We start from the raw sequence: 22,866 nt of genomic DNA, 5'->3' as shown, positions 1-22,866 counted from the left end.
CGGCCCGGAGACTGGAACGTTTTGGACGACCTTTCCCCGATTTCGTGAACTCTCGACAACAGCGATACCGTGCAAAATCGTATGGACGCTAACTGCAATCAGGGCACAGGAGTCCCAAAATGAGCCAGAGCGGCACCGTAAAGTTCTTCAACACCACCAAGGGTTTCGGCTTCATCACGCCTGACGACGGCGCCAAGGACGTTTTCGTCCACATTTCGGCAGTCGAAAAGTCCGGCCTGCGCACCCTCGTCGACGGCCAGAAGGTCACGTTCGACATCGAGCCGGACCGTATGGGCAAGGGCCCGAAGGCCGTCAACCTTCAGGAAGCCTGATCGCTTCCAGCCTTGTGCTGAACGTTTTGAAAAGCGCCGCGATTCGTGGCGCTTTTTGTTTGCACGCACAATTCGCTTAACATGTAAATCAAACTTTTTGTTGCCGTATGTGAAAAAATGCGGGACAGTCTTGACGTTCGGGCAACTGCCAGCCCGGAGACTGGAATAGAATGACCGGATCGACCAGACGACCATGATCGCTTGCCCTGTCCATCCGGCTCGACCGCGTAAGAAGAGGGTTTTGATGACGACCCCGTACGCGCTGGCCTGTTTCTTCTCCCGCACGAGCGCACTGCCCACCCCCGCATCGATAAATCAACGGGCCGGATTTTCAGGTGCCGAACACGCCTGACGTAAAATCCGGGAGAGAGGAACTTCCCATGTCGCAAAGTGGAACAGTCAAGTTTTTCAATCACGCCAAGGGCTTCGGTTTCATCACGCCGGACGATGGCCAAAAGGACGTGTTCGTCCATATCTCGGCCGTGCAGGCATCCGGCCTGCCGGGACTGGAAGACGGCCAGAAGGTCTCGTTCGAGACCGAGCCAGACAAGCGCGGCAAGGGGCCAAAGGCCGTCAATCTGACGATCGGCTGATCGGCGGCACCAGGTCTCGTTTCGAGCGGCGTTCACCGACAAGCGTGTGCGCCGCATACCCAGGGACCGTCATGCGCACGCCGGGTCCGTGCGCAACTGGTGATGAATCGGCGGCATGGACACCGTTCAGCCGCCATTCATGTTCAAAATCCTATCTCTTCAACAACGCCGGCGTCGGGATTGCTGGTCCGGCGAAGGAGTAGGATCGATGAACAACATTGTGAAAACTGCTGCCGCCTCGGCGCTGATCGCTGCGACGACGCTGGTCGCGATCGCGCCTGCAAGTGCGCATGATCACCGCCGCTATCGCGACAACACCGGCGCGATCGTCGCTGCCGGCGCGCTCGGCCTTGCCGCCGGTGCGCTGATCGGAAACGCGAACCGTCAGGGCGATGTCGTCTATCGCTATGGCGACGATGCCTATTACGACCGTTACGACGAGCCGCGCTACGCACGCCCGCTTCCTGCCTATGAGCGACCGGTGCGTGTCTATGAACAGCCGCGCCCCGTCTATGTCGAGCGCTATTCGAGCTTCGAGCCATGGACGCGCGACTGGTATCGCTACTGCTCGGACCGCTACCGGTCCTTCGATGCGCAAAGCGGCACCTTCATGGGCTATGACGGCGTACGCCATTTCTGCGTGGCGAACTGAGTATCCAAGCACAAAACAAGCTTCGATATGCGAGGCTGATCCGGAAGAACCCGCCGCAAGGCGGGTTTTTTCGTTGACGCTGCCGTCAGGTCAGAAACGGATTGTTGCGGCGCTCCTCGCCGAAGCGGCCGCCCGGCCCGTGGCCGCAAATGAAGCCGATTTCGTCGCCGAGCGGCAGGAGCTTTTCCTTGATCGAGCGGATCAGCGTGGCGTGATCGCCGCCCGGCAGATCGGTGCGACCGATCGAGCCGGAAAAGAGCACATCCCCGACATGGGCGAATTTGGCGTTGCGATTGTAGAAGACGACATGGCCGGGCGCGTGACCGGGGCAGTGCAGCACTTCGAATATGTGGTCGCCAAATGCGACCGTCTGGCCCTCGGTCAGAAAACGATCAGGCGTGCAGTTCGCAAGGCCGGGAATGCCATATGTGCGCGCCTGTTCGGCAATGCGCGACAAAAGCGGAGCGTCGGCCTCGTGCGGGCCGACGATCTCGACGCCGAGCGCGTCCTTCAGTTCCATCGCGCCGCCCGCATGGTCGAGGTGGCCATGCGTGATCCAGATGGCTTCGATCGTCAGGCCGTTATCCTCGATGGCCTTGACGATCGCCGGTACGTCACCGCCCGGATCGACTACGACCCCCGCCTTCGTCTCGTCGTCGAACAGGATGGTGCAGTTCTGCTGAAACGGCGTGACGGGAACGATCCCGGCGCGAAGCTGACCCATGAAAATCTCCTTTTGTTGCGTCCTAACTGAGGAGAAACCGGGCCGATTGCAAGGGCGCGGACAAGAGTGCTGCGCGCCTTCATGAGCGGCCAAAAGGAAAGGGCGGCCAAAGCCGCCCTCGCCTGCGCATGAGATTCGGCGCGATTATTCGGCTGCGATGGCCTTCGGCTGCACTTCGGCCGAATAATCGTTCATCAGCGTGGCCGAGATTTCGCCCGGCGTGAACCGGTAGGAACCGACTTCCGAAACTGGCGTGACTTCCGCTGCCGTGCCGGTCAGGAAGCATTCCGTAAAGCTTTCCATTTCCTCCGGCATGATCACGCGCTCGTTGACCTTAAGGCCGCGCCGACGCGCAAGATCGATGACCGTACGGCGCGTGATGCCGTCGAGGAAGCAGTCGGGCGTCGGCGTGTGAAGCTCTCCGTCCTTGACGAAGAAGACGTTCGCGCCGGTCGCTTCGGCCACCTGCCCGCGCCAGTCGAGCATCAGCGCGTCGGCATAGCCCTTCGCCTCGGCCGCGTGCTTGGAAAGCGTGCAGATCATGTAAAGGCCGGCGGCCTTCGACTTCGAGGGTGCGGTGCGCGGATCAGGCCGGCGATACTCGGCCAGGTCGAGACGGATGCCCTTGAGTTTCTGCTCGGGATCGAAATAGCTCGGCCATTGCCAGATCGCGACCGCGCAATTGATGCGGTTCGTCTGCGCCGACACGCCCATCATCTCCGACCCGCGCCAGGCGATCGGGCGGACATAGGCGTCGGAAAAGCCCTGTTTCACCAGAAGCTGGCGGCAGGCGTCGTCGATCTCGGCCACCGAATACGGAATCTGAAAGCCCAGCAGACGCGCCGATTCATGCAGGCGCTCGGTGTGCTCGGTCAGCTTGAAAATCTCGCCGCCATAGGCGCGCTCGCCCTCGAATACGGCGCTGGCGTAATGTAGCCCGTGCGTGAGCACATGTATCTTGGCGTCCGCCCATTTGACGAATTCGCCGTTCATCCAGATATGGCCGTCCAGTTGATCAAAAGGAACGGATGCCATGAAAACCTCCCGTGGGCCGGTGGCCCTTTCGGTCTAGAGCTGAAGTTGCAGTCCGTGGCTGCATCCTCGCCAGATTGACCCGAAGCATAAGGCAAATTGAAGGAAATTCCGTCGAATTCCGTTTGGACTTGCCTTTTCGTTCGTCAATTGGCGAAAAGATTGGCAAAAGTTACAAGCCCATGCAATTTAAGTCAACAAGGCTGACATAAATTTCGGATCACGATAGGTTGGCAAGGATGCGGCCCGCTCGGCTGCGCGAAAGGTGACCTGATGGGGGATGCATTGGAAAAGGCGATCCGTACGCCGCTGACCGTGGATGACGGGTTCGATTTCTCGCTGATCGAGCTCTTCTTCTTCGCCTATCGCGACTTCACCTCCGATCCCGACCAGATCCTCGACACCTATGGTTTCGGGCGCGCGCACCACCGCGTCGTCCACTTCGTCAACCGCATGCCGGGCCTGACGGTGGCCGAACTCCTCGACGTTTTGAAGATCACGAAACAGAGCCTTGCCCGCGTGCTCAAGCAACTGATCGACATGGATTACATCGTCCAGATTCAGGGCCTTCGCGACCGGCGGCAGCGCGAACTCTACCCCACCGCCAAGGGGCGCGATCTGGCGCTGGCGCTGGCAGCGCCACAGTCCCGCCGCATCGCGAGCGCACTCGATAGCCTTGAAATCAACGATCGCACCGTCATCGAGACATTCCTGAAATCGATGGTCGATCCGCATTTGCGCGCGCAGATCGACAAGCTTCCCGCAGTCGGCCATGAACAGGATGGAAAACCGGCGCGGACGGACTAGTTTACGGGCGGACTATCGAAGGAAACATCCATGAGCGAATCTTCTTCCATTCCAGACGACGACGCCCCGCATCTGCTCGTCGTCGACGACGACACACGCATCCGCAGCCTGTTACAGCAGTTTCTCGGCGAGAACGGCTTCAGGGTGACGATCGCCGGTTCGGCGGACGAAGCGCGGCGCAAGCTCTCGGGCCTCGACTTCGATCTGATCATACTCGACGTCATGATGCCCGGCGAAACCGGCGTCGAACTGACGAAATCCCTGCGCGAGGAAAAGGACGTACCGATCCTTATGCTGACGGCGCTGTCGGAGACGGACAATCGGGTCGAGGGACTTGAAGCGGGCGCCGACGATTATCTGCCGAAACCCTTCGATCCGCGCGAACTGATCCTGCGCGTGAATGCGATCCTGCGCCGCGGTGGGCCGCAGGCGACGCCGAAGGTCGAGCAGATCGTTTTCGGTCCCTACACGTTCCAGATCACCCGCCGCGAACTGAAGCGCGGCGGCGAACTGCTGCGCCTGACGGATCGCGAACAGGAAATCCTCGCAATGTTCGCCGAACGCGCAGGCGAGACGATCCCGCGCTACGAACTGGTCGGCGATGGTTCCGAAGTCGGCGAGCGCACGATCGACGTGCAGATCAACCGCCTGCGCCGCAAGATCGAGAAAGACCCGTCAAATCCGATCTGGCTGCAAACCGTGCGCGGCGTCGGCTACCGGCTGAGCGTGGAATGACACGCCGGACGATCGTTCCGGTGGAATTAAAGCCGGTCTACGACCAGTGGCATTTCGCGCCTGCGGTCATCTCGAACGGCTTCATCTTCTGTTCGGGCATCATCGGCACCAGCGTCGACGGCAAGGCACCCGACATCGCGGAGACGGGCGCGCTTTCAGGAGCCGGCAAAAGCGCTGCGGGCGACGATGCATCTTTGGCCTCGCTCGTCGCGGTGCGCGACCCGCAAGCGCAGTTCGCAACGGCCTTCGAGGCGCTGCGCGCGATACTTGAAGAAGCGGGCGCGTCATTGGCCGACATCGTGGAACTGACGAGCTATCACGTCGACATGGCTGCACATATGGAAACGTTCATGCGCGTGCGTGACCGATATCTTTCCGATCCCTATCCGGCCTGGACCGCCATTGGCGTGTCGGAGTTGATCGTGCCGGGCGGGTTGGTCGAGTTGCGCGCCATCGCGGCTGCGCCAAAGTGACGTTTGAGCTTGGCCGCGCGGTCGCCTAAACTCGAACCGGACGGCGGCAGGGACCGGCATGGCAAGTTCTGAATTGACCGAGCAGACACACGAGGCGAAGGAGCGCAGCGCGCCGACATTTGGCGAGAGCGCGGTGTCCGCGTGGCGCGGCATGTCGCGCCGCATCGCGCGTTACATGCCCAAGCGGCTTTACGCCCGCTCGCTAATTATCGTCATTGCGCCGATGATCCTCTTCCAGTCGGTCGTCGCCTTCGTCTTCATGGAGCGCCACTGGCAAACGGTCACGCAGCGTCTTTCAGCTGCGGTCGTGCGCGACATCTCGGCGATCATCGACATGATCGAGACCTATCCGCCGGGCGAAAACTACTCCAACGTGATCCGCATCGCGCAGGACCGGCTGGGCCTCAAGATCGATCTCCTGCCGCTCGACCCGCTGCCCGCACCCGGTCCGAAACCGTGGTTCTCGATCCTCGACAATTCGCTCAGCCAGGAGATCAACAGGCAGATCAGCCGCCCCTTCTGGCTCGATACGGTCGGCAATTCCAACGTCGTCGAAATCCGCGTGCAATTGCAGGACCGCGTGCTGCGCGTCTTCGCGCGGCGCAGTCAGGCCTATGCGTCCAACACGCATATCTTCCTGCTATGGATGGCGGGTACGTCGCTGGTTCTGCTGTCGATCTCGGTCGCCTTCCTGCGCAATCAGATCCGCCCGATATTGCAGCTTGCCGAAGCCGCCGAAAGCTTTGGCAAGGGACGCCCGATGCCGGCCGATTTCCGACCGCGCGGGGCCGACGAGGTGCGACGCGCCGGTCGCGCCTTCATCCAGATGCGCGAGCGCATCGAGCGTCAGATCGAACAACGCACGACCATGTTGACCGGCGTCAGCCACGATCTGCGCACCATTTTGACCCGCTTCAAGCTGCAACTGGCGCTGGCGGGCTCGAAGATGGACACCGGGCCTATGGAAAAGGACATCGACGACATGCAGTCGATGCTGGAGGGCTACCTCGCCTTCGCACGCGGCGACGCGTCCGAGGAGACCGGCTTTTTCGATCTGGAAGAATTCCTGGAAAAGCTGGAACGCGAAGCCAAGCTGCACAAACGCAAGCTGACGACGAAGCTCACCGGAAAGTCGGCCATAACCGTGCGCCCGATCGCGTTCTCGCGATTGATGAACAACATCGTCGGCAACGCTTTCCGCTATGCCAAAAAGGTCGAAATTGTCGCGACCCACTCGGCCGGATCTCTGCGGATCGTCGTCGACGACAATGGACCGGGCATTCCGGAGGATCGCCGCGAAGACGTCTTCAAGCCGTTCGTGCGGCTCGACGACGCGCGTAATCAGGATGCCAGCGGTACGGGCCTTGGGCTTTCGATCGCCCGCGATATCGCGCGTGCGCATGGCGGAGACATCACCCTTGCCGAAAGCCCTCTCGGCGGATTGCGGGCGGTCATCAGGCTGCCGGCGTAAACGACTTTAAAAAAGTCGTCCGCCGTTGGGGACCCGCTTGTCGATCGCGGCCAGCACGACTTCGCCCTCTTCGTCCGGGAAGCCGAGCGTCAGGACCTCGGACATGAACTTGCCGATCTGGCGCGGCGGGAAGTTGACTACCGCCATGACCTGCCGCCCGACGAGATCATCCGGCTCGTAATGCTTCGTGATCTGGGCCGAAGTCTTCTTGATGCCGATCTCGGCACCGAAATCGATGCGCAGCTTGAAGGCAGGCTTGCGTGCTTCTGGAAACGTCTCAGCCTCGACGATCGTGCCGATGCGAATGTCGACCTTGTCGAAATCGTCGAAGGTGATCTCGGGCTTCAGGTCGACACTTACGGACATTGATCTGTTCCGATGGTGATTGGCCAATTCAGGTCAGGGTGAGCCGAAAACGGTTGATTTCGAGAACCGGAGCGGAGCGTACATCAGTACGTGAGCACCGGAAGCGCAGAAAGCAGCGGTTTGCAGGCCGCCCTCACCTGAATTTACGCGTTGCCCTTCGTCTCGAACAACACGTTTGCAAGCGCGTCCTTGGCGCTCGAGCCGGACCAGACGACGAACTGAAACGCGGGGAAGTAGCATTCGCAAGCTTCGAGCGCGGAATGGAGAAGGACTTCCACCTGCTGGCTGGTCGGCTCGGCTCCGCCCGAAAGAAGCAGCGACTGGCGGAACATGATCGCGCCTTCCTGCTCCCAAAGGTCGAAATGGCCGAACAGCATCTGCTCGTTGATCAGCGACAGGAGCCGCATGACTTCCAGCGTGCGATTTTCGGGCACCTTGATGTCGAATGCGCAGGCCAGATGCAGCGCCTCGAAATCCTCCATCCAGGAGAATGAGACGTGGTAGTCCGTCCAGCTTCCGGCGACCGAGATCGCAATCTCGTCCGACCCCGTGCGCTCGAACGACCATTCGTTGGTGTTCGCGACATGCTCGATCACATCCACAGGATGAAGATCGCGGGCGATATCGAGTTCCAGAAGGCTCATCAAAATCTTTGCTTTCCCGTTCCGCCCCGCCGCGCTTTGCGCACCGCCGGACCCGCCCCAACGCGGACTGAAATCTCATTTTCCGACCGGGCGATTCGCACCGCCCCGTCGCCTCCACCTGATTGGAGCGCCGCCGGGCGCTTCCGAATCATGCTGTAGATTCAGTCTATTGAAGCCGAGTCGCGTGAACAGCCCCTTTTGGGATCGAGGCGCGAGCAAGGTGTGGATAGTCGCGGGGTGGCAAAAATGAAGGAAGGCTTAAGCGATTCACTGAAAAGGTCTTTTCGCGCTCGCGGCCTGTGGAGAAACAGGCCCGCAATCCTTGCGCGAAACTTGCGCCGCGATGACGCTGGGGCAGATCAGGCGGTGGGTTCGCTCACTTTTTCGCCAAGACGCGCTTCGAGCGCCTCGATTCGAGCGGCGAGCTTCTCGTTTTCGGCACGCGCCTTCAGAGCCATTTCGCGCACCGCTTCGAATTCCTCGCGCTGGACGAGGTCCATGGAATTCAAGATGCGCTCGGCCTGCCCGCGAAACGCGGTTTCGAATTCGCGGCGAACGCCTTGCGCCGCACCGGCAGCGTCGGTCATCAGCCGGGCGAATTCGTCCAGAATGCGATTTGGGCCAGTCGACATGATCTCAACTCCGCTTGAGCGTTTCGTTTGAGGTAGTCGCCGCCCGGCCCGATTGCAAGCGAAAGCGAACCGCTCGTCAGACCCGCCGGGCCGTCTTAGTCCCCCGATTTTCGGCGGCCGAAATTCTCGCGGACTTTTTCCATCCAGTCGAAGACACGGCCAACGGCCTGCTCGCCGCTGCCAAGCAACCCCGACAATTCGCTTTGCGCCTTTTCGCGTAGAGAACCATCCCGTTGGGGAAGCGGCGGCAGGATATGCGCGAAATAGGTATTGTCGAGCAGACGGTGGAGAAGGCGCTCGCCGGGAAACGGCTCTTCATTGTTGAGCGCCCGCGCGGCTTTCAGAAGCGTTCTGATATCGTATTGCACGGGGCTGATGTCCGGCACCTGCTTACGAAGGCCGAGCAAAGTATAGACGCCGACGCGCGCAGTCCGGATCGAACTGTCCATCGTGAAGATGATGTCGTTCGACGTTTCCACGAACTGGCCCATCAGCGCCAGATTAGTGCAACCGGCCGGCACGACATGCGGCCGGTCGCCCGCCGCACGCGGCATAAACATCGCAGTGATGTAGGGCATGAGCGCAAGGCGCGCCTTGGTGTTGGCGACGACTGCGTCGATCTGATCCTCGATGCCGAGATGATAGCAAAGCTCGGCGATGATTTCGCGTCCGGTGCAGGCCAGCATCGGCTTCTTCACATAGTTTCCGTCCTTGTCCATCAAAAGCGCGTAGACCCACACGACGAGGACGTCGCCGGGCTGGTCCGGGAAGTGGGGCTGGCGGTTGCAGGTGAAGCTCAGGACCCAGTTCGAATCCGTGAAGGTGATGATGCCACCGGTCGCGGTCTTGCCCGAATACGGATCGTTGACCGACAATTCCTTCAGCTTGTCCACGAATGGCGAGGGCTTGCATGTGAGAGTGACCGATTCCCACATCGACTTTTCGGTGTCGCCGTAGAATTTTTCCGGCTTGCCGAACACCGGCGATTTCTTCGCCAGATTCTTCCATAGCATCCAGTCGCTCGTCTCGCCGGGCTCGTGGCGACCGCGTTCGAGCTTCGGAGCCGTTTCCATGTCGCCATAGGCGGTGCCTTCGGTCATCGAGCCGGTCAGCGCGAAAACCACGTCATCCGCGCCGACGGCCATCACCTCGTCCTTGCCGTCGACATTCGCGCGGATGCCTGTGACCGTTCGCGTATCGCCCTCGGTTTCGAAATCGAGATCGTAGGCACGGGTGCCGAACTGGACCTTGACGCCCTTTTTCTTCAGATGCTCGACCAGCGGCCGCACGAAGCTGTCATACTGGTTGTATTTGGGGAAGATCAGCGCAGACATGTCCTTGAGCCCGTCGAGAGCGTCGAGGAAACGGTGCATGTAAAGCTTCATTTCGAGCAGGCTTTGCCAGTTCTCGAATGCGAACATCGAGCGCCACAGATACCAGAAATTGGTCTCCAGGAAGCCGGCGCTGAAATATTGCTCGATGGTGATGTCATCGAGCTCTTCCTTGCGCTTCAAAAGCAGCCGGATGAGTTCCCATTGCTGCGAGCGTGACAGGCCCAGCGTCGAGAAATCACGGATCTCGCCCTGCTTGTGCATCAGGCGGGCCTTCGAATAGTTCGGGTCGTTGTCGTTGACGAGCCGGTATTCGTCGAGGACGCTGTAGCCTTCGGGCAGTTCCAGCGCCTGAACATCCTGAAACATGTCCCACAGATTGTCGTAGTTCCAGTTCATCTCCCGGCCGCCCCGGATGATGTAGCCGTCGTCGGGATTTCCTGCGCCGTCGAGCGAGCCGCCCTCGACATTCATCGCATCGAGAATGGTGATGTCCTTGCCGTCCATGCCGCCGTCGCGGATCATGTAGAACGCTGCCGCAAGGCCGGCGATGCCGCTGCCGATGATCCAGGCCTTGCGCCCCTCGACCTTGTTCTCGATCACGGGCCGGTTGCGCATGTAAGCGCCCATCATGTCCGGCGGCGGAAGCGTGTTTTCGGGCCGGTGATGCCAGTAGCCGGAGGTCGTGTCGTTCTCGACGTGGAAAGGTTTACGATCGTCGGAGAAGGAAGATTTCGCCTTGGTCATGCAAATTCACCTTTCGAGCAATTGCCCCCGTAACAACATTTGCAAGCAACTAACGAGATTTCCACTGTCGTTTTTGTGACAGCGTTAAAATTTCCCGGCCAACGTGCTTGCGAAAACGCACCGCATCGTCTTCGCCTTGACCGGCATCACGCCCCCGCGCCATATGTGCCGACGCATCCACCGGAGAGCATATTTTGCCCGACTATCTCGCTTTGCCGCTTTCCGCCCTCGCCTTTCCGAACATCGATCCGGTCATCGTCCAGGTCGGGCCGCTTGCGATCCACTGGTACGGGCTGGGTTACGTCATCGGCATCCTGTTTGCGTGGTGGTACGCCAAACACCTGATCGCCAAGCCGGCGCTGTGGCCGAACGACATCGCGCCGATCAAGCCGGTCGACATCGACGACTTCCTGATCTGGGCGGCGGCGGGCGTCGTGATCGGCGGGCGGCTCGGCTATATGCTGTTCTACGATTTCGAGCGATACGCGGCCAATCCGATGGAGGCGCTGGCGGTCTGGCGGGGCGGCATGTCGTTCCATGGCGGACTGGCGGGTGTCACCGTTGCGATGATCCTGTTTGCGCGCCGTCGTGGCTTTTCCACCTTCAGCCTGTTCGACGTGATCGCGGCGGGCGCGCCTGTCGGCCTCGGGCTGGTGCGGCTGACGAACTTCATCAATTCCGAACTTTGGGGCCGTCCGACCGACGTGCCGTGGGCCGTGGTATTCCCAAATGGCGGGCCATTCGCGCGCCATCCGAGCCAGATCTACGAGGCGATCCTCGAAGGGCTCGTGCTGTTCGTCGTTCTGTTCGTGCTGGTCCACAATGGCAAGGCTCTGAAACGGCCCGGCACCGTCGCGGGCGTCTTCATCGCCGGCTACGGCTTGTCGCGCATCTTCGTCGAGTTCTTCCGTGAGCCGGACGCGCATATCGGCTACCTTCTCGGCGGCTGGCTGACGATGGGGATGGTGCTGTCCGTACCGCTGGTGCTGATCGGCCTCTGGTCGATCCTGCGGGCGCGCAAATCCGCGTGAACCTGAAGCGCCGCATCGCCGAACTGATTGCCGAGGCGGGGCCGATGCCTGTCTCGCAATATATGGCGCTCAGCCTGTTCGATCCCAAAGAGGGTTACTACACGACGCGCGAGCCATTCGGCGCGAAGGGCGATTTCGTCACCGCGCCGGAGGTGAGCCAGATGTTCGGCGAGTTGCTGGCGGTCTGGCTCTACGCGGCTTGGCAGGCAGGCGGTGAGCCTGAGGACGCGATTTTCGCCGAAATCGGGCCGGGACGCGGCACGCTGGCGCGGGACATGGCTCGGACATGGAAACGGCTGCCGAACGCCGCAAAGATCGCGCGCGCGCTGATCGAGACGAGCCCGCGCCTGACGCAGATCCAGAAGGAGACGCTGAGTGAACGCTCGGCGTCATGGCATCGCGACATATCCGAACTGCCGGACGCGCCGCTTTTCATCGTCGGCAACGAACTCTTCGACGCGGTTCCGATCCGGCAATTCGTCAAGACGGGAAAGGGCTGGCGCGAGCGCTGCGTCGGACTTGACGACGACGGCAGCCTGACATTCGTGGCCGGCGCGGGCGCGATCGAGCCGGACCTGATGCCGCACGGCGCAAACGAAGCCGATGACGGTGCGATCTTCGAGGTCGCGCCAGCGCGCACGGCGCTGATGCAGGCCGTTTCAGAGCGAATCGCAACGCAGGGAGGCGCGGCGATCTTCATCGATTACGGGCATCTTTCTTCCGGCCTCGGCGATACCTTGCAGGCGATGCGCGCCCATGGCTACGCGGATGTGCTGGAGGAACCCGGACACGCTGACCTGACCAGCCATGTCGATTTCGCCGCGCTGGCCGCGACAGCGAACGCCGCAGGGCTAGAAACCCGCATGATGACGCAGGGCGAATTCCTCGTCGGCATGGGCCTTCTCGAACGCGCCGGGCAATTGGGCAGCGGCGGCAACGGTGCGTTGCGCGAAAAACTGACGGGCGAGGTTGAAAGACTTGCCGGCCCGGACCAGATGGGCAACCTCTTCAAGGTTTTGATCGTGGCGCGAGAAGTCAACGGCCTGCCGCCCGTTTGAACGCGCGATTGACACCACCCCCACCCTCCCCCACCATCGCGCGCCGGTGGGGATCACGAGGACAGGCCGCGTGCGGCGGCTCTTGCAGAAAGGCTCGATATGCTCGATGCGACGCGACCGGACCCGGTGCGGTCCGATCTCCTGGATGAACTTGCCGCAAATGGCGTGAGACACGGCTTTTTCACGCGGCGCGGTGGTGTGTCCGACGGCATCTATGCGGGTCTCAATGTCGGATACGGCTCGTCGGACGAGCGGGCCGCCGTCAGGGAAAATCGGGCACGCGCAGCGCGCTGGCTTGGCGTTGGCGAAGACAGCCTTGCCACCGTTCATCAGGTCCATTCGGCCGATGTGGAAGTCGTCGATGGTCCCGTATCGCTCGATGAGCGTCCCAAGGCCGACGCGCTGGTAACGGCAACGCCCGGACTGGCCATCGGCATTTTGACCGCAGATTGCGGGCCGATCCTCTTTGCGGACAGTACCGCCCGCGTCATTGGCGCGGCACATGCCGGCTGGAAGGGCGCGCTTTTCGGCATCACCGAAAACACGATCTCGGCCATGGAAGGCCTAGGTGCCAGGCGCGAGAACATCCGCGCCGTTCTTGGCCCCGCAATCAGTGCGGCGAGCTACGAGGTCGGGCCGGAATTCATCGTGCGCTTCATCGAGGCAGAGGGCAAGAACGAGGCCTATTTTTCCCCCTCCGGCAAGGCGGGTCATGCGTGGTTCGACCTCAACCGCTACACGCTCGACCGGCTAAGGCTTGCGGGCGTCAAGGTTGACCACGTCGCGCGCTGCACCTATGCGGAGCCGGACAATTTCTATTCCTATCGGCGAACGACGCACAGGCAGGAGCCCGATTACGGCCGCCAGTTGTCCGCCATCGTCCTGGAGATCTGAAACATGGCGCTGCACTTCGACAGAACCGAATTCGATTCGAGGCGCGATCGCCTGATCATCGAAATGGCCGACCGCAAGCTCGACGCACTCGTGCTGTTCGCGCAGGAAAGCATGTACTGGCTGACCGGCTACGACACGTTCGGCTTCTGCTTCTTTCAGTCGCTCGTCGTGAAGGCTGACGGCTCGATGGTGCTCCTGACCCGCTCGGCCGACATGCGCCAGGCCAAGCACACCTCGACCATCGAGAATGTGAGCTTGTGGACCGACCGCGACAAGGCCGACCCGACCGTCGATCTGCGCAACCTTTTGAACGATCTCGACCTGCTCGGCTCCCGTATCGGCGTCGAATACGACACGCACGGCCTGACCGGCCGCAATGCGCGCCTGCTCGACGAGCAGTTGAAGACATTCGGCAAGATCGAGGACGCGTCGGATCTCGTCTCGCGCCTGCGCCTGTTCAAGAGCGCCGCGGAGATCAAGAAGGCAGAGCGCGCGGCCGCACTGTCGGACGAAGCATTCGAAGCAGCGCTTCCCCTGATCAAGCAGGGTGGAGACGAAGGTGCGATCCTCGCCGCCATGCAGGGCGCGATCTTCGCGGGCGGCGGCGACTATCCGGCCAACGAGTTCATCATCGGATCGGGCGCCGACGCGCTTTTGTGCCGTTACAAATCCGGCCGGCGCAAGCTGACCAAGAACGACCAGCTAACCCTCGAATGGTCCGGCGTCTTCGCCCATTATCACGCGCCGATGATGCGCACGGTGCTGGTCGGTAAGGCGACCAAGCGCCATCAGGAACTCTTCGAGGCCGCGCAGGAAGCGCTGACGGCGGTGGAGCGCGCGATGGTGCCCGGCCAAACTTTCGGCGACGTGTTCGACGCCCATGCGAAGGTGATGGAAGCGCATGGCCTGACGCGCCATCGCCTCAACGCCTGCGGCTATTCGGTCAGTGCGCGTTTTTCGCCGTCCTGGATGGATGCGCAGATGTTCTATTCGGGCAATCCCGAGCCGATCGCGCCCGACATGACGCTCTTTGCCCACATGATCATCATGGATTCGGACTCGGAAACCGCCATGACGCTCGGCCGCACATATCTGACGACCGACGCTGCGCCGCGCTCGCTTTCCCGGCTCGATCTCGACTTGATCGTCCAATGATTGCATAATTGCGACTCGACGAGGGGCGGCAATGAAGCTTTGGCAAGCGATCGGTATTGTGAGCGTGGCGGCATTGGCCGGCTGCACAGCCGCGCGCGCCCCGCAGCCCAACGCTTTGACGAGCACGCAGCAGGAAGCGATCGACGCGGCCTCACCGGGGGGCCGGCAGACGGCCGCACTGACGCCGGCCGGCAATCCGCAACTGACGATCACGCCCGCGGTCGGCGCGCCGGACGCTGCGATGGTGCCCTTAAACACGCGCATGGCCTCGCGCGCCGCAGAACTCGGCATTCCGCTTTCCGCGTCGCCATCCTCGGACGGGCTGACGATGAAGGGGTATTTCTCCGCCTTCACCGAGGGTGCCGAGACGACCGTGATCTATGTCTGGGACGTGATCGACGGCAGCGGTAACCGGCTCACCCGCATCCAGGGACAGGAGCGCACGCCGCGCGTTGCCGGAGAAGGCTGGGCGAGCGTCGAGCCGCACGTGATGGACCGCATCGCCGACCAGACGATCGACGCCTATGCGTCCTGGCTTCTCGCACGCGCGAGCTGAGCGCTCGAACCCGACGCAAAGGGCGGGACAGCGCAATTGAATCGCCGCATAAGGGTTGCAATCGCACAGACTGCCGCTACAAGGCCGGTCAAATCCTTTGCAGGGACATCTCCATGAAGCTTTTCGCGGGCAATTCAAACCGGGTGCTGGCCGAAGCCGTCGCCCGATACCTGAACATTCCGCTGGGAAAGGCGAGCGTGCGCCGCTTCGCCGATCAGGAAATCTTCGTCGAGATCCAGGAAAACGTGCGTGGCGAGGATGTTTTCATCCTCCAGTCCACCTCCTATCCGGCCAACGATCATCTGATGGAAATGCTCATCATGATCGACGCCTTTCGCCGGTCCTCGGCGCGGCGCATCACGGCCGTGATCCCCTATTTCGGCTATGCGCGTCAGGATCGCCGCGCCTCGGGCCGCACGCCGATTTCGGCCAAGCTCGTCGCCAACATGATCACGCGGGCGGGCGTCGACCGCATCCTGACGCTCGATCTCCACGCCGGGCAGATCCAGGGCTTCTTCGACATCCCGACCGATAATCTCTTCGCCGTTCCCGTTCTGGCGCGCGATGTGAAGGCGAACTATTCGCTGCCCAACACGATGGTCGTCTCGCCGGACGTCGGCGGCGTGGTGCGCGCGCGCGCACTCGCCAAGCGCATCGATTCCATGCTCGCCATCGTCGACAAGCGCCGCGACCGGCCCGGCGAATCCGAAGTCATGAACATCATCGGCTCGGTCGAGGGCAAGGACTGCCTGCTGATCGACGACATCGTCGATTCGGGCGGCACCTTGTGCAACGCGGCCGACGCGCTTCTCGCCAATGGCGCGACGAGTGTGACTGCCTATATCACGCACGGCGTGCTTTCGGGCGGTGCCGTGGCGCGCATCACCGGCTCGGCGCTGAAAGAACTGGTGATCACCGATTCCATCCAGCCGACCTCGGCCGTGGAAGCTGCGCACAACATCCGCGTCGTTTCCATCGCCGATCTGATCGGCGAGGCGATCTCGCGCACCGCATCGGAAGAGTCAGTGTCGAGCCTGTTCGACTAGGACAGCAACCACGCCATTCCGGCCGCGCTCGCGGCGGCCAGCACCACGATCAAATTGACGCGCAACACCATGAGCGCGACGGCCGCACCCATGGCGATAATCGCGGCGGCGGGATCGAAGGTCGCCGGATCGGGAACGAGCAGGCGAAACGGACCGGCTGTCACCTCTTCGAGCGTGCCGAACAGAACGTGCAGGCCGAACCAGACCGCGAGATTGGCGATGACGCCGACGACTGCCGCCGTGACGGCGGAGAGTGCGGCTGCGAGCCTTTTCGACCGGCGGATCGTCTCGACATAGGGTGCGCCCGCGAAGATGAAGAGAAACGACGGTGCGAAGGTGAACCAGAGCGCTACCAGAGCGCCGGCGATCCCGCCCGTCACCGGATCGAAATCCGACAGGCGCGCACCGCCGAGAAATCCGACGAAGGCGAGGACGAGCACCAGCGGTCCCGGTGTCGTTTCGGCAAGACCGAGACCGGTCAGCATCTCGTCGGGACGCAGCCAGCCATAGGTCTCGACCGCCTGCTGCGCGACATAGGCGAGAACGGCATAGGCTCCACCGAAGGTGACCGTCGCCATGGTGGAGAAGAAAAGCGCCTCCTCCACGAAAACGTTACCGCGTCCCATGGTTCCGAAAAGAACGGCCAGAGGCACAAGCCAGATACCGAGCCAGATCAGCGTCGTCCGCACGAAACTCGTTGCGTTAGGCCGGGCGTGATCCGGCAGGGGCTGAAGCTCGGTCTCGTCATCGGCCGTAGCCTTGCCCGAAAAGAACACCGCACCGATAAACGCAGCGGCCAGGATGACGACCGGAAACGGAATTTGCAAAAGCGCGATGGCGGCGAACGCCATGACGGCGACGCCAATCATCGACTCATCCTTGAGCGCACGGCGCGACACCTTGACGAGCGCATCGATGACGATGGCGAGCACCGCCGCCTTGAGGCCGAAGACGAGCCCCTCGACGATCGTCGCCTCGCCCGCCACGAGATATACGATCGACAGCACCGTGATCAGGATCGCGCCGGGCAGGACGAAAAGCAGCCCCGCGATGAGGCCACCGAGCGTGCCGCGCATGAGCCAGCCGGAATAGATCGCAAGCTGCATCGCTTCGGGACCGGGCAAGACCATGCAGTAGTTCAAGGCGTGGAGAAAGCGCGCTTCCTCCAACCATCGCCGCTCCTCGACCAGTTCGCGGTGCATCAGCGCGATCTGGCCGGCAGGGCCGCCGAAGGACAAGAGCCCGATCCTGCCGAACACACGAACGACTTCACCGACAGATGGCTGCGGACAAGCGGTCACGAACGTCCCTCACGTTTTCGCCTGCCTATCCGACGCTGCGTGACCGTTCAATGACGAAGGCATCCGTGCTCCAGAACGAACTCGCGGTCTACGCCGATCGCATCCAGAAAGCTTCGGTCATGGCTGACGACGAGAAGCGCACCGGCGAAGCCCTGAAGCCCATCCTCCACCGCCGCGATCGAATCGAGGTCGAGATGGTTGGTCGGCTCATCGAGGATCAGGAGTTCTGGGGCGGCCGCACCGCCTGCCGAACAGGCAAGTCCGGAGCGCAGGAGTTCTCCGCCGCTCAGGTTTGCAACACGCTTCAAGGCGTCGTCGGCGCGGAATGCGTATCGCGCCAGCGCGCTGCGGGCATCGTGCGACGTCGCGTCTGGATTGAGCCGGGCGAAATTGTCGAGGATAGACAGCGACGGATCGAGTATCGAAACGTGCTGGTCGAGAATGACCATACGGCCGAGACGATGGACCGTTCCGCACATCGGTTCAAGATCGCCTGCGATGACGGCAAGCAGCGTCGACTTTCCAGCGCCGTTCGGACCGGTCAACGCGATCCTTTCCGGCCCGACAATGGAAAGGCCGATGTCATGGATGACGGGCACATCGCCGAAACCTGCCGCGACATCGTCGAGAGTAAGAAGCACGCGACCACGGTGAACGGCGCTCTTTGCCATGCCAGCGGCGAAGGGCGTCGTTCGCTCGATGCGCGAACGTGCCTCAGAAAGCGATTCAGCGGATTTGGCTTTCAGCCGGTCGCCCAGACGACCTCCCCGCCCTGCCGTGCCTTCGGCGCGCTCCTTGCGCGCATCGAGCAAAATCTTCGGGTCCGAGCTTCCCGCCCGCGAGCGTCGTCCGCCGGCATCGCGCCGCTCCTGTCGTTCGCGCATCTGCTGCGCCTTGCGCTCTACACGGCGCATCTCCTGTTCGGCACTTTTCAAATCCGTTTCGGCAACGGCGCGCTCGGCTTCGCGCGCGGCGTGATAATCGTCGTAATTGCCGCCATACACACGCGCACCGAGCGGCGAAAGCTCCACGATCCGGTCCATGCGGCGCAGGAGTTCGCGGTCGTGGCTGACAACGACGGCTCCCCCTCGCCAACTATCCAGAAGGTCGAGGACGAGCCTGCGGCCTTCTGCGTCCAGATTATTGGTCGGCTCGTCGAGAAGGATGAAATCCGGCCGGTCGAAGACGAGCGCGGCGAGACCGGCGCGTGTGCGCTGCCCGCCGCTGAATTCGTCGAGCGGCGTCGAAGGGTCGATGCCGGAAATGCCAAAACGGACCAATGCCGCTTCCAACCGCGCGGGCAGTTTCCAGTCGATCCCGGTCAGTTCGTCCATCCCGGCCTCGCCCATTTCAGCGCGCTCGATGGCGGCAAGCTGCTCGGCAATACCGAACAGGGATACAAGCGTTGCGTCCTTTTCCCCTACCCTTTGGGACAACATGCGCACGACACCATCGCGCGAGACGGCCCCCGACGACGGCGCGGCATAACCGGCAAGGATGGCGAGCAGCGACGACTTCCCGGCGCCGTTACGCCCGACAAGGCCGATGCGCTCGGTGCTGAAGGAAAGATCGAGATTTTCGAAAAGGGTGCGTCCGTCAGGCAGACGGAACGAAAGGTCGTGAACGGAGAGCGAAAGCATGGGACACCGGAAGAACGTTTGAGAGGCGAGCGAGTGGGGCGCGCATCGTGTCGTTCATCGGCGTGACCGTCCTGTTGAAGTTTCCGTTCTGCCCGCCAGATAGGCTGATGCGGGATGATCTTCAAGCCGCGCCTGTCACATGGCTGTCGGCGTTGGCACGTAGGCGTTGGGCGAATGCGAGGAGAGACGAGTATGCGGACGATTTTGGCGGCAATTTTCGTGGCAGGACTTGGCGGCGCGGCGCTTGCGCAGGAAACGGCACCGCAAGGTCACAACCGGATCGACGTGATCCGTCCCGATGCGCCCGAACTGAGCCCACATGGCGACCTGCCCATCGGCGTGCGCACGATCGAGGTGACCAATCCCGACCAACTCGACATCGTCAACATGTCGGGCGGCGGCGAGCCACGCTACGACCGGGCTTTGACGCTGGAAAATCTGGTATCCGGCAGCGGACGGCACCGGCAGCGAAGGCACATATCGCGCTTTCCTGCGTGACGGCGAAACGGAAGTGACGCTGACTGGGCGCGGTGTTCGCGATGCGCAACCGGCGGCGGATGGCCCCTACCCGCTCGTCATCGTCTCGCATGGCTATCCCGGAAATCGATTCCTGATGAGCCATCTGGCCGAAAACCTTGCGACCAAAGGTTATGTCGTCGCCGCGATCGATCACAAGGACTCGACCTATAACGATCAGGCCGCGTTTGGCTCCACGCTGGTCAATCGCTCGCTCGACCAGATGTTCGTGCTGGACGAAATGGAGCGGCTTTCCAGCGAGGACGGCGACTTCCTCTCCGGCCTTGTGGATACGGACAATACCGGGCTGATCGGGTATTCGATGGGCGGTTACGGCGCTGTCATCACGGCAGGCGGCGGCGTGACCGAAGCCGCCATCGGCTATCCGAACCTGACGCCGCCCGGCACGCTCGCAATCCATCAGGCCGGGTCGGACGAGTTAGCCGAGCGTGCAGACGAGCGGATCAAGGCCGTCGTCGCCATTGCGCCATGGGGCCGCCAGCGCGGCTTTTGGGATGCGGCGGGCATGGAAGGCATCACCACACCCATCTTCTACATTGCCGGCTCCGTCGACGACGTTTCCGGCTACGAGGACGGCGTGAAGCTGCTCTATGACGAGACGGTCAACGCAGAGCACTATCTGCTGACCTTCGAAAACGCCAACCACAACGCCGCCGCGCCGATCCCTGCCCCCGCCGAAAGCCATACCGTCTCGGCAAAGCTCGGCTACGCGCCCTTCGATCATTACGCCGATCCCGTCTGGGACACGGTGCGCATGAACAATATCGCCCAGCATTTCGTCACCGCCTTTTTCGGCAAACACGTGAAGGGGGACGCGGCGATGGACGACTATCTCGACCTTTCAGTCGAGAACGCGTCGGACGGTGTCGTGGCGCGCAACGAAGCGGGCGAGCCCACCGAAGCGCATACATATTGGATGGGCTTTGCCGACCGCACCGCCGCCGGACTGTCCCTTATGCGCGGCATCCCGGACGCAGAGTGATCACCCGGTTCGGAAATAGGCGCGCGGCGCGGTGCCGAGCATGCGTGAGAACATGGTCGTGAAGGCGGGTACGCTGTCATATCCAAGATCGAGCGCGACGGCGGTGACGCTCTCACCCTCGGCCAGACGCGGCAATGCTGCAAAAAGGCAGGCCTGCTGACGCCATAACCCAAGGCTGACACCGGTCTGCCTCTGGAAGAAACGCGTGAAAGACCGTCGGCTCATGCCGAGCCTCGACGCCCATTCGTCGATCGCGATCGCATGGGCGGGCTGCGCCAGAAACGCGCGGCACAGCGCCAGAAGCCGCCGGTCGGACGGCAGCGGCAGGGCGAGCGGGCGCTGCGGCAGACGCGCGATCTCCTCGACGAGAAGCCCCATGGCCAGTTCGTCGCGGCGCGAGCCTGTGACGGCGGTTTCGGCCTCGACCGCGATGGCGACGAGAGCGCGCATCAAATCCGTCATGGCGAGCACCGCAAGATCGCGCGGTGCGTCCCGTGCCGCCTCGGGCCGCAGATAGACCGAGCGCATCGCGACCGCGCCCATCATCTCGACCGAATGCGCGACGCCTGCGGGAATCCACATTGCATGCTCGGGCGGAACCATCCAGCGGCCGGCGGCGCTCGACACGAGGACGACGCCGCTTCGCGCATAAAGGAGTTGCGCACGCTCATGGCTGTGCGGCGGCACGACATGCCCGTCGAGATAGTGCGAGGCGCGTCCAACGACGGTGGCTTCAGCACTGTCCAGCGAGGCGAGGCTCTCGCGCCATTGCGGGTCGATCTCGGCATAAGGCGGCATTGCTTTGGCCCGTTCGCGTAAGAAATCGACCAAACCACGTAAGCGACCATGAGGCAACACCACTATAACGCGGCGACAGGAGCCTGAAAGTGACCGATACCGCCGCCCAACCCGCCCGCCTGCCCGCCGAGACGACGACCTTCGCCGTGATTTTCGCGGTGTCGTTCTGCCACATGCTGAACGATGTGATGCAGTCGCTGCTGGCCGCGCTCTACCCGATGCTGAAGGAAGATTATGGACTTGCCTTCTGGCAGATCGGCCTACTCACCATGGCGTTTCAGGTGACCGCCTCGCTGCTCCAGCCGCTGGTCGGGCTTTATACAGACAAGAATCCGAAGCCCTATTCGCTTGCCTTCGGCATGGGCTCGACTTTCTGCGGGCTGCTGTTTCTGGCCTATGGTGATCGCTATTCGATCCTGCTTCTGGGCGCATCCCTGATCGGCATCGGCTCGGCGATCTTCCACCCGGAAGCCTCGCGCGTGGCGCGCATGGCGTCGGGCGGCCGCTTCGGCCTCGCGCAATCGCTGTTTCAGGTCGGCGGCAATTTCGGCACCGCCATCGGCCCGCTGCTCGCCGCCTTCATCGTCGTGCCGCGCGGGCAGACGAGCGTTGCATGGTTCTGCGCTGCCGCGCTTTTGGGCATGGTGATCCTCCAGCAGGTTGGTGGCTGGTACAATCGCTATACCGCCGCGCGCAAGGGCAAGGGCGGCCCGGTGCCGACCGTGAACCTACCGCGCAAAAAGGTCGTAACCGCGCTCGTGGTTCTGGCGCTGCTGGTCTTCACCAAGAACATCTACACCGCCTCCTTCACGAGCTACTACACGTTCTACGCCATCGAGCGCTTCGACGTGACGGTCCAGCAATCGCAGATGATGCTGTTCCTGTTCCTCGGCGCGATCGCGCTCGGCACCGTGCTCGGCGGACCGATCGGCGACCGCTTCGGCTCCAAGACCGTGATTTGGTTTTCGATCCTCGGCATCCTGCCCTTCACGGTCGCGCTGCCCTTCGTCGGCTTCACCGAAACGCTGGTGCTGACCTTCATCATCGGCGTGATGCTCGCCTCGGCTTTTCCCGCAATCGTGGTGTTCGCGCAGGAACTGGTTCCCGGCCGCGTCGGCATGATCGCCGGCATCTTCTTCGGCTTCGCCTTCGGCATGGGCGGCATCGCGGCGGCCGTTCTGGGTGTCATCGCGGACGCGAAGGGCATCGAGTTCGTCTATCTGATCTGCGCGTTCCTGCCCTTCCTCGGTCTTCTCACGGTCTTCCTGCCGAACATGCGCGAACTGCGCGCGGCGGGTTGACGGGAACCGGATCGCGCTGACACGATTT

The 22,866-nt window shown here is 62.3% G+C and carries 25 protein-coding genes; 16 read left to right on the top strand and 9 right to left on the bottom strand.

The window, feature by feature from the left end; all coding sequences use genetic code 11:
• The first annotated feature begins 119 nt into the window (after positions 1 to 119).
• The 3 genes from ACX82Z_RS02650 (at position 120) to ACX82Z_RS02640 (ending at position 1,577) form a co-directional block, all read left to right on the top strand.
• Complete coding sequence (locus tag ACX82Z_RS02650; RefSeq protein ID WP_252913784.1) at positions 120 to 332, top strand: cold-shock protein; 213 nt, start codon at positions 120 to 122, stop codon at positions 330 to 332.
• A 380-nt stretch (positions 333 to 712) separates the two neighbouring features.
• Positions 713 to 925, top strand: a complete 213-nt coding sequence (locus ACX82Z_RS02645) for a cold-shock protein (protein WP_459586597.1) — start codon at positions 713 to 715, stop codon at positions 923 to 925.
• Positions 926 to 1,133: 208 nt separating this feature from the next.
• Positions 1,134 to 1,577: a BA14K family protein gene (locus tag ACX82Z_RS02640; RefSeq protein ID WP_459586596.1), complete on the top strand. Its 444-nt coding sequence runs from the start codon at positions 1,134 to 1,136 to the stop codon at positions 1,575 to 1,577.
• An 85-nt stretch (positions 1,578 to 1,662) separates the two neighbouring features.
• Here the strand turns inward: ACX82Z_RS02640 and ACX82Z_RS02635 are convergent, their stop codons facing one another.
• Positions 1,663 to 2,301: an MBL fold metallo-hydrolase gene (locus ACX82Z_RS02635; protein ID WP_459586595.1), complete on the bottom strand. Its 639-nt coding sequence runs from the start codon at positions 2,299 to 2,301 to the stop codon at positions 1,663 to 1,665.
• Between the two features lie 144 nt (positions 2,302 to 2,445).
• Positions 2,446 to 3,336: a branched-chain amino acid aminotransferase gene (locus ACX82Z_RS02630; protein WP_459586594.1), complete on the bottom strand. Its 891-nt coding sequence runs from the start codon at positions 3,334 to 3,336 to the stop codon at positions 2,446 to 2,448.
• A gap of 270 nt (positions 3,337 to 3,606) precedes the next feature.
• Between ACX82Z_RS02630 and ACX82Z_RS02625 the strand changes: the two genes are divergently transcribed.
• The 4 genes from ACX82Z_RS02625 to ACX82Z_RS02610 all read left to right on the top strand — a co-directional run bounded on the left by ACX82Z_RS02625 (position 3,607) and on the right by ACX82Z_RS02610 (position 6,819).
• Positions 3,607 to 4,140 (top strand): MarR family winged helix-turn-helix transcriptional regulator, encoded by a 534-nt coding sequence (locus tag ACX82Z_RS02625; RefSeq protein WP_459586593.1) that lies wholly within the window; start codon positions 3,607 to 3,609, stop codon positions 4,138 to 4,140.
• A gap of 30 nt (positions 4,141 to 4,170) precedes the next feature.
• On the top strand, positions 4,171 to 4,875 hold the full coding sequence (locus ACX82Z_RS02620; RefSeq protein WP_459586592.1) for a response regulator: 705 nt from the start codon (positions 4,171 to 4,173) through the stop codon (positions 4,873 to 4,875).
• Positions 4,872 to 5,348, top strand: a complete 477-nt coding sequence (locus ACX82Z_RS02615; protein ID WP_459586591.1) for a RidA family protein — start codon at positions 4,872 to 4,874, stop codon at positions 5,346 to 5,348. The genes ACX82Z_RS02620 and ACX82Z_RS02615 overlap by 4 nt, the downstream gene beginning before the upstream one ends.
• 151 nt (positions 5,349 to 5,499) lie before the next feature.
• Complete coding sequence (locus tag ACX82Z_RS02610; RefSeq protein ID WP_459911595.1) at positions 5,500 to 6,819, top strand: ATP-binding protein; 1,320 nt, start codon at positions 5,500 to 5,502, stop codon at positions 6,817 to 6,819.
• A gap of 6 nt (positions 6,820 to 6,825) precedes the next feature.
• Here the strand turns inward: ACX82Z_RS02610 and ACX82Z_RS02605 are convergent, their stop codons facing one another.
• The 4 genes from ACX82Z_RS02605 to ACX82Z_RS02590 all read right to left on the bottom strand — a co-directional run bounded on the left by ACX82Z_RS02605 (position 6,826) and on the right by ACX82Z_RS02590 (position 10,539).
• On the bottom strand, positions 6,826 to 7,185 hold the full coding sequence (locus tag ACX82Z_RS02605) for a tRNA-binding protein (RefSeq protein ID WP_459586590.1): 360 nt from the start codon (positions 7,183 to 7,185) through the stop codon (positions 6,826 to 6,828).
• A 143-nt stretch (positions 7,186 to 7,328) separates the two neighbouring features.
• Positions 7,329 to 7,829 (bottom strand): type III secretion system chaperone family protein, encoded by a 501-nt coding sequence (locus ACX82Z_RS02600; RefSeq protein WP_459586589.1) that lies wholly within the window; start codon positions 7,827 to 7,829, stop codon positions 7,329 to 7,331.
• A 359-nt stretch (positions 7,830 to 8,188) separates the two neighbouring features.
• Positions 8,189 to 8,461 carry an accessory factor UbiK family protein gene (locus ACX82Z_RS02595; protein WP_459586588.1) on the bottom strand — a complete coding sequence of 91 codons (273 nt, stop codon included), beginning with the start codon at positions 8,459 to 8,461 and terminating at the stop codon, positions 8,189 to 8,191.
• Positions 8,462 to 8,556: 95 nt separating this feature from the next.
• Positions 8,557 to 10,539 carry an oleate hydratase gene (locus ACX82Z_RS02590; RefSeq protein WP_459586587.1) on the bottom strand — a complete coding sequence of 661 codons (1,983 nt, stop codon included), beginning with the start codon at positions 10,537 to 10,539 and terminating at the stop codon, positions 8,557 to 8,559.
• A 194-nt stretch (positions 10,540 to 10,733) separates the two neighbouring features.
• Here ACX82Z_RS02590 and lgt point away from each other — a divergent pair, with 194 nt between their 5' ends.
• From lgt to ACX82Z_RS02560, 6 genes are all read left to right on the top strand, one after another.
• Positions 10,734 to 11,570: a prolipoprotein diacylglyceryl transferase gene (gene lgt / locus ACX82Z_RS02585; protein WP_459586586.1), complete on the top strand. Its 837-nt coding sequence runs from the start codon at positions 10,734 to 10,736 to the stop codon at positions 11,568 to 11,570.
• A 44-nt stretch (positions 11,571 to 11,614) separates the two neighbouring features.
• Positions 11,615 to 12,628: a class I SAM-dependent methyltransferase gene (locus tag ACX82Z_RS02580; protein ID WP_459911593.1), complete on the top strand. Its 1,014-nt coding sequence runs from the start codon at positions 11,615 to 11,617 to the stop codon at positions 12,626 to 12,628.
• 99 nt (positions 12,629 to 12,727) lie between these two features.
• Positions 12,728 to 13,522 carry a peptidoglycan editing factor PgeF gene (gene pgeF / locus ACX82Z_RS02575; protein ID WP_459586585.1) on the top strand — a complete coding sequence of 265 codons (795 nt, stop codon included), beginning with the start codon at positions 12,728 to 12,730 and terminating at the stop codon, positions 13,520 to 13,522.
• A gap of 3 nt (positions 13,523 to 13,525) precedes the next feature.
• Positions 13,526 to 14,677, top strand: coding sequence for a M24 family metallopeptidase (locus ACX82Z_RS02570; RefSeq protein ID WP_459586584.1), 1,152 nt, complete (start codon positions 13,526 to 13,528; stop codon positions 14,675 to 14,677).
• A gap of 31 nt (positions 14,678 to 14,708) precedes the next feature.
• On the top strand, positions 14,709 to 15,233 hold the full coding sequence (locus ACX82Z_RS02565; RefSeq protein WP_459586583.1) for a hypothetical protein: 525 nt from the start codon (positions 14,709 to 14,711) through the stop codon (positions 15,231 to 15,233).
• A 113-nt stretch (positions 15,234 to 15,346) separates the two neighbouring features.
• A complete protein-coding gene (locus tag ACX82Z_RS02560) occupies positions 15,347 to 16,279 on the top strand; it encodes a ribose-phosphate pyrophosphokinase (protein ID WP_459586582.1) in 933 nt (310 codons plus the stop codon).
• Here ACX82Z_RS02560 and chrA read toward each other — a convergent pair.
• Complete coding sequence (gene chrA / locus ACX82Z_RS02555; RefSeq protein WP_459586581.1) at positions 16,276 to 17,580, bottom strand: chromate efflux transporter; 1,305 nt, start codon at positions 17,578 to 17,580, stop codon at positions 16,276 to 16,278. The two genes, ACX82Z_RS02560 and chrA, sit on opposite strands and share 4 nt — an antisense overlap.
• A gap of 47 nt (positions 17,581 to 17,627) precedes the next feature.
• Positions 17,628 to 19,220 (bottom strand): ABC-F family ATP-binding cassette domain-containing protein, encoded by a 1,593-nt coding sequence (locus ACX82Z_RS02550; protein WP_459586580.1) that lies wholly within the window; start codon positions 19,218 to 19,220, stop codon positions 17,628 to 17,630.
• A 192-nt stretch (positions 19,221 to 19,412) separates the two neighbouring features.
• On the opposite strand from ACX82Z_RS02550, the gene ACX82Z_RS02545 reads away from it, so the two are divergent.
• On the top strand, positions 19,413 to 19,718 hold the full coding sequence (locus tag ACX82Z_RS02545; RefSeq protein WP_459586579.1) for a hypothetical protein: 306 nt from the start codon (positions 19,413 to 19,415) through the stop codon (positions 19,716 to 19,718).
• A 13-nt stretch (positions 19,719 to 19,731) separates the two neighbouring features.
• Positions 19,732 to 20,739 (top strand): alpha/beta hydrolase family protein, encoded by a 1,008-nt coding sequence (locus tag ACX82Z_RS02540; RefSeq protein ID WP_459586578.1) that lies wholly within the window; start codon positions 19,732 to 19,734, stop codon positions 20,737 to 20,739.
• On the opposite strand, the gene ACX82Z_RS02535 is transcribed toward ACX82Z_RS02540, so the two are convergent.
• The gene (locus tag ACX82Z_RS02535) at positions 20,740 to 21,537 is read right to left on the bottom strand and encodes an AraC family transcriptional regulator (protein ID WP_459586577.1); all 798 of its coding nucleotides are present in this window, start codon (positions 21,535 to 21,537) and stop codon (positions 20,740 to 20,742) included.
• 89 nt (positions 21,538 to 21,626) lie between these two features.
• Here ACX82Z_RS02535 and ACX82Z_RS02530 point away from each other — a divergent pair, with 89 nt between their 5' ends.
• A complete protein-coding gene (locus ACX82Z_RS02530) occupies positions 21,627 to 22,838 on the top strand; it encodes an MFS transporter (RefSeq protein ID WP_459586576.1) in 1,212 nt (403 codons plus the stop codon).
• Positions 22,839 to 22,866 lie beyond the last annotated feature (28 nt).

Source organism: Aliihoeflea sp. PC F10.4 (assembly GCF_054612275.1).
The sequence above is the reverse complement of the archived record's forward strand: the minus strand, read 5'-3'. Positions and strand labels throughout refer to the sequence as shown.

Coding starts and splice junctions, on each gene's coding strand:
- ACX82Z_RS02580 (WP_459911593.1), top strand. CDS start 11,615: ATGCCTGTCTCGCAATATATGGCGCTCAGCCTGTTCGATCCCAAAGAG.
- ACX82Z_RS02625 (WP_459586593.1), top strand. CDS start 3,607: ATGGGGGATGCATTGGAAAAGGCGATCCGTACGCCGCTGACCGTGGAT.
- ACX82Z_RS02560 (WP_459586582.1), top strand. CDS start 15,347: ATGAAGCTTTTCGCGGGCAATTCAAACCGGGTGCTGGCCGAAGCCGTC.
- ACX82Z_RS02595 (WP_459586588.1), bottom strand. CDS start 8,461: ATGTCGACTGGCCCAAATCGCATTCTGGACGAATTCGCCCGGCTGATG.
- ACX82Z_RS02565 (WP_459586583.1), top strand. CDS start 14,709: ATGAAGCTTTGGCAAGCGATCGGTATTGTGAGCGTGGCGGCATTGGCC.
- ACX82Z_RS02535 (WP_459586577.1), bottom strand. CDS start 21,537: ATGCCGCCTTATGCCGAGATCGACCCGCAATGGCGCGAGAGCCTCGCC.
- ACX82Z_RS02630 (WP_459586594.1), bottom strand. CDS start 3,336: ATGGCATCCGTTCCTTTTGATCAACTGGACGGCCATATCTGGATGAAC.
- ACX82Z_RS02590 (WP_459586587.1), bottom strand. CDS start 10,539: ATGACCAAGGCGAAATCTTCCTTCTCCGACGATCGTAAACCTTTCCAC.
- ACX82Z_RS02605 (WP_459586590.1), bottom strand. CDS start 7,185: ATGTCCGTAAGTGTCGACCTGAAGCCCGAGATCACCTTCGACGATTTC.
- ACX82Z_RS02635 (WP_459586595.1), bottom strand. CDS start 2,301: ATGGGTCAGCTTCGCGCCGGGATCGTTCCCGTCACGCCGTTTCAGCAG.
- pgeF (WP_459586585.1), top strand. CDS start 12,728: ATGCTCGATGCGACGCGACCGGACCCGGTGCGGTCCGATCTCCTGGAT.
- ACX82Z_RS02570 (WP_459586584.1), top strand. CDS start 13,526: ATGGCGCTGCACTTCGACAGAACCGAATTCGATTCGAGGCGCGATCGC.
- ACX82Z_RS02640 (WP_459586596.1), top strand. CDS start 1,134: ATGAACAACATTGTGAAAACTGCTGCCGCCTCGGCGCTGATCGCTGCG.
- ACX82Z_RS02620 (WP_459586592.1), top strand. CDS start 4,171: ATGAGCGAATCTTCTTCCATTCCAGACGACGACGCCCCGCATCTGCTC.
- ACX82Z_RS02600 (WP_459586589.1), bottom strand. CDS start 7,829: ATGAGCCTTCTGGAACTCGATATCGCCCGCGATCTTCATCCTGTGGAT.
- ACX82Z_RS02550 (WP_459586580.1), bottom strand. CDS start 19,220: ATGCTTTCGCTCTCCGTTCACGACCTTTCGTTCCGTCTGCCTGACGGA.
- ACX82Z_RS02615 (WP_459586591.1), top strand. CDS start 4,872: ATGACACGCCGGACGATCGTTCCGGTGGAATTAAAGCCGGTCTACGAC.
- ACX82Z_RS02610 (WP_459911595.1), top strand. CDS start 5,500: ATGTCGCGCCGCATCGCGCGTTACATGCCCAAGCGGCTTTACGCCCGC.
- ACX82Z_RS02645 (WP_459586597.1), top strand. CDS start 713: ATGTCGCAAAGTGGAACAGTCAAGTTTTTCAATCACGCCAAGGGCTTC.
- ACX82Z_RS02545 (WP_459586579.1), top strand. CDS start 19,413: ATGCGGACGATTTTGGCGGCAATTTTCGTGGCAGGACTTGGCGGCGCG.
- ACX82Z_RS02650 (WP_252913784.1), top strand. CDS start 120: ATGAGCCAGAGCGGCACCGTAAAGTTCTTCAACACCACCAAGGGTTTC.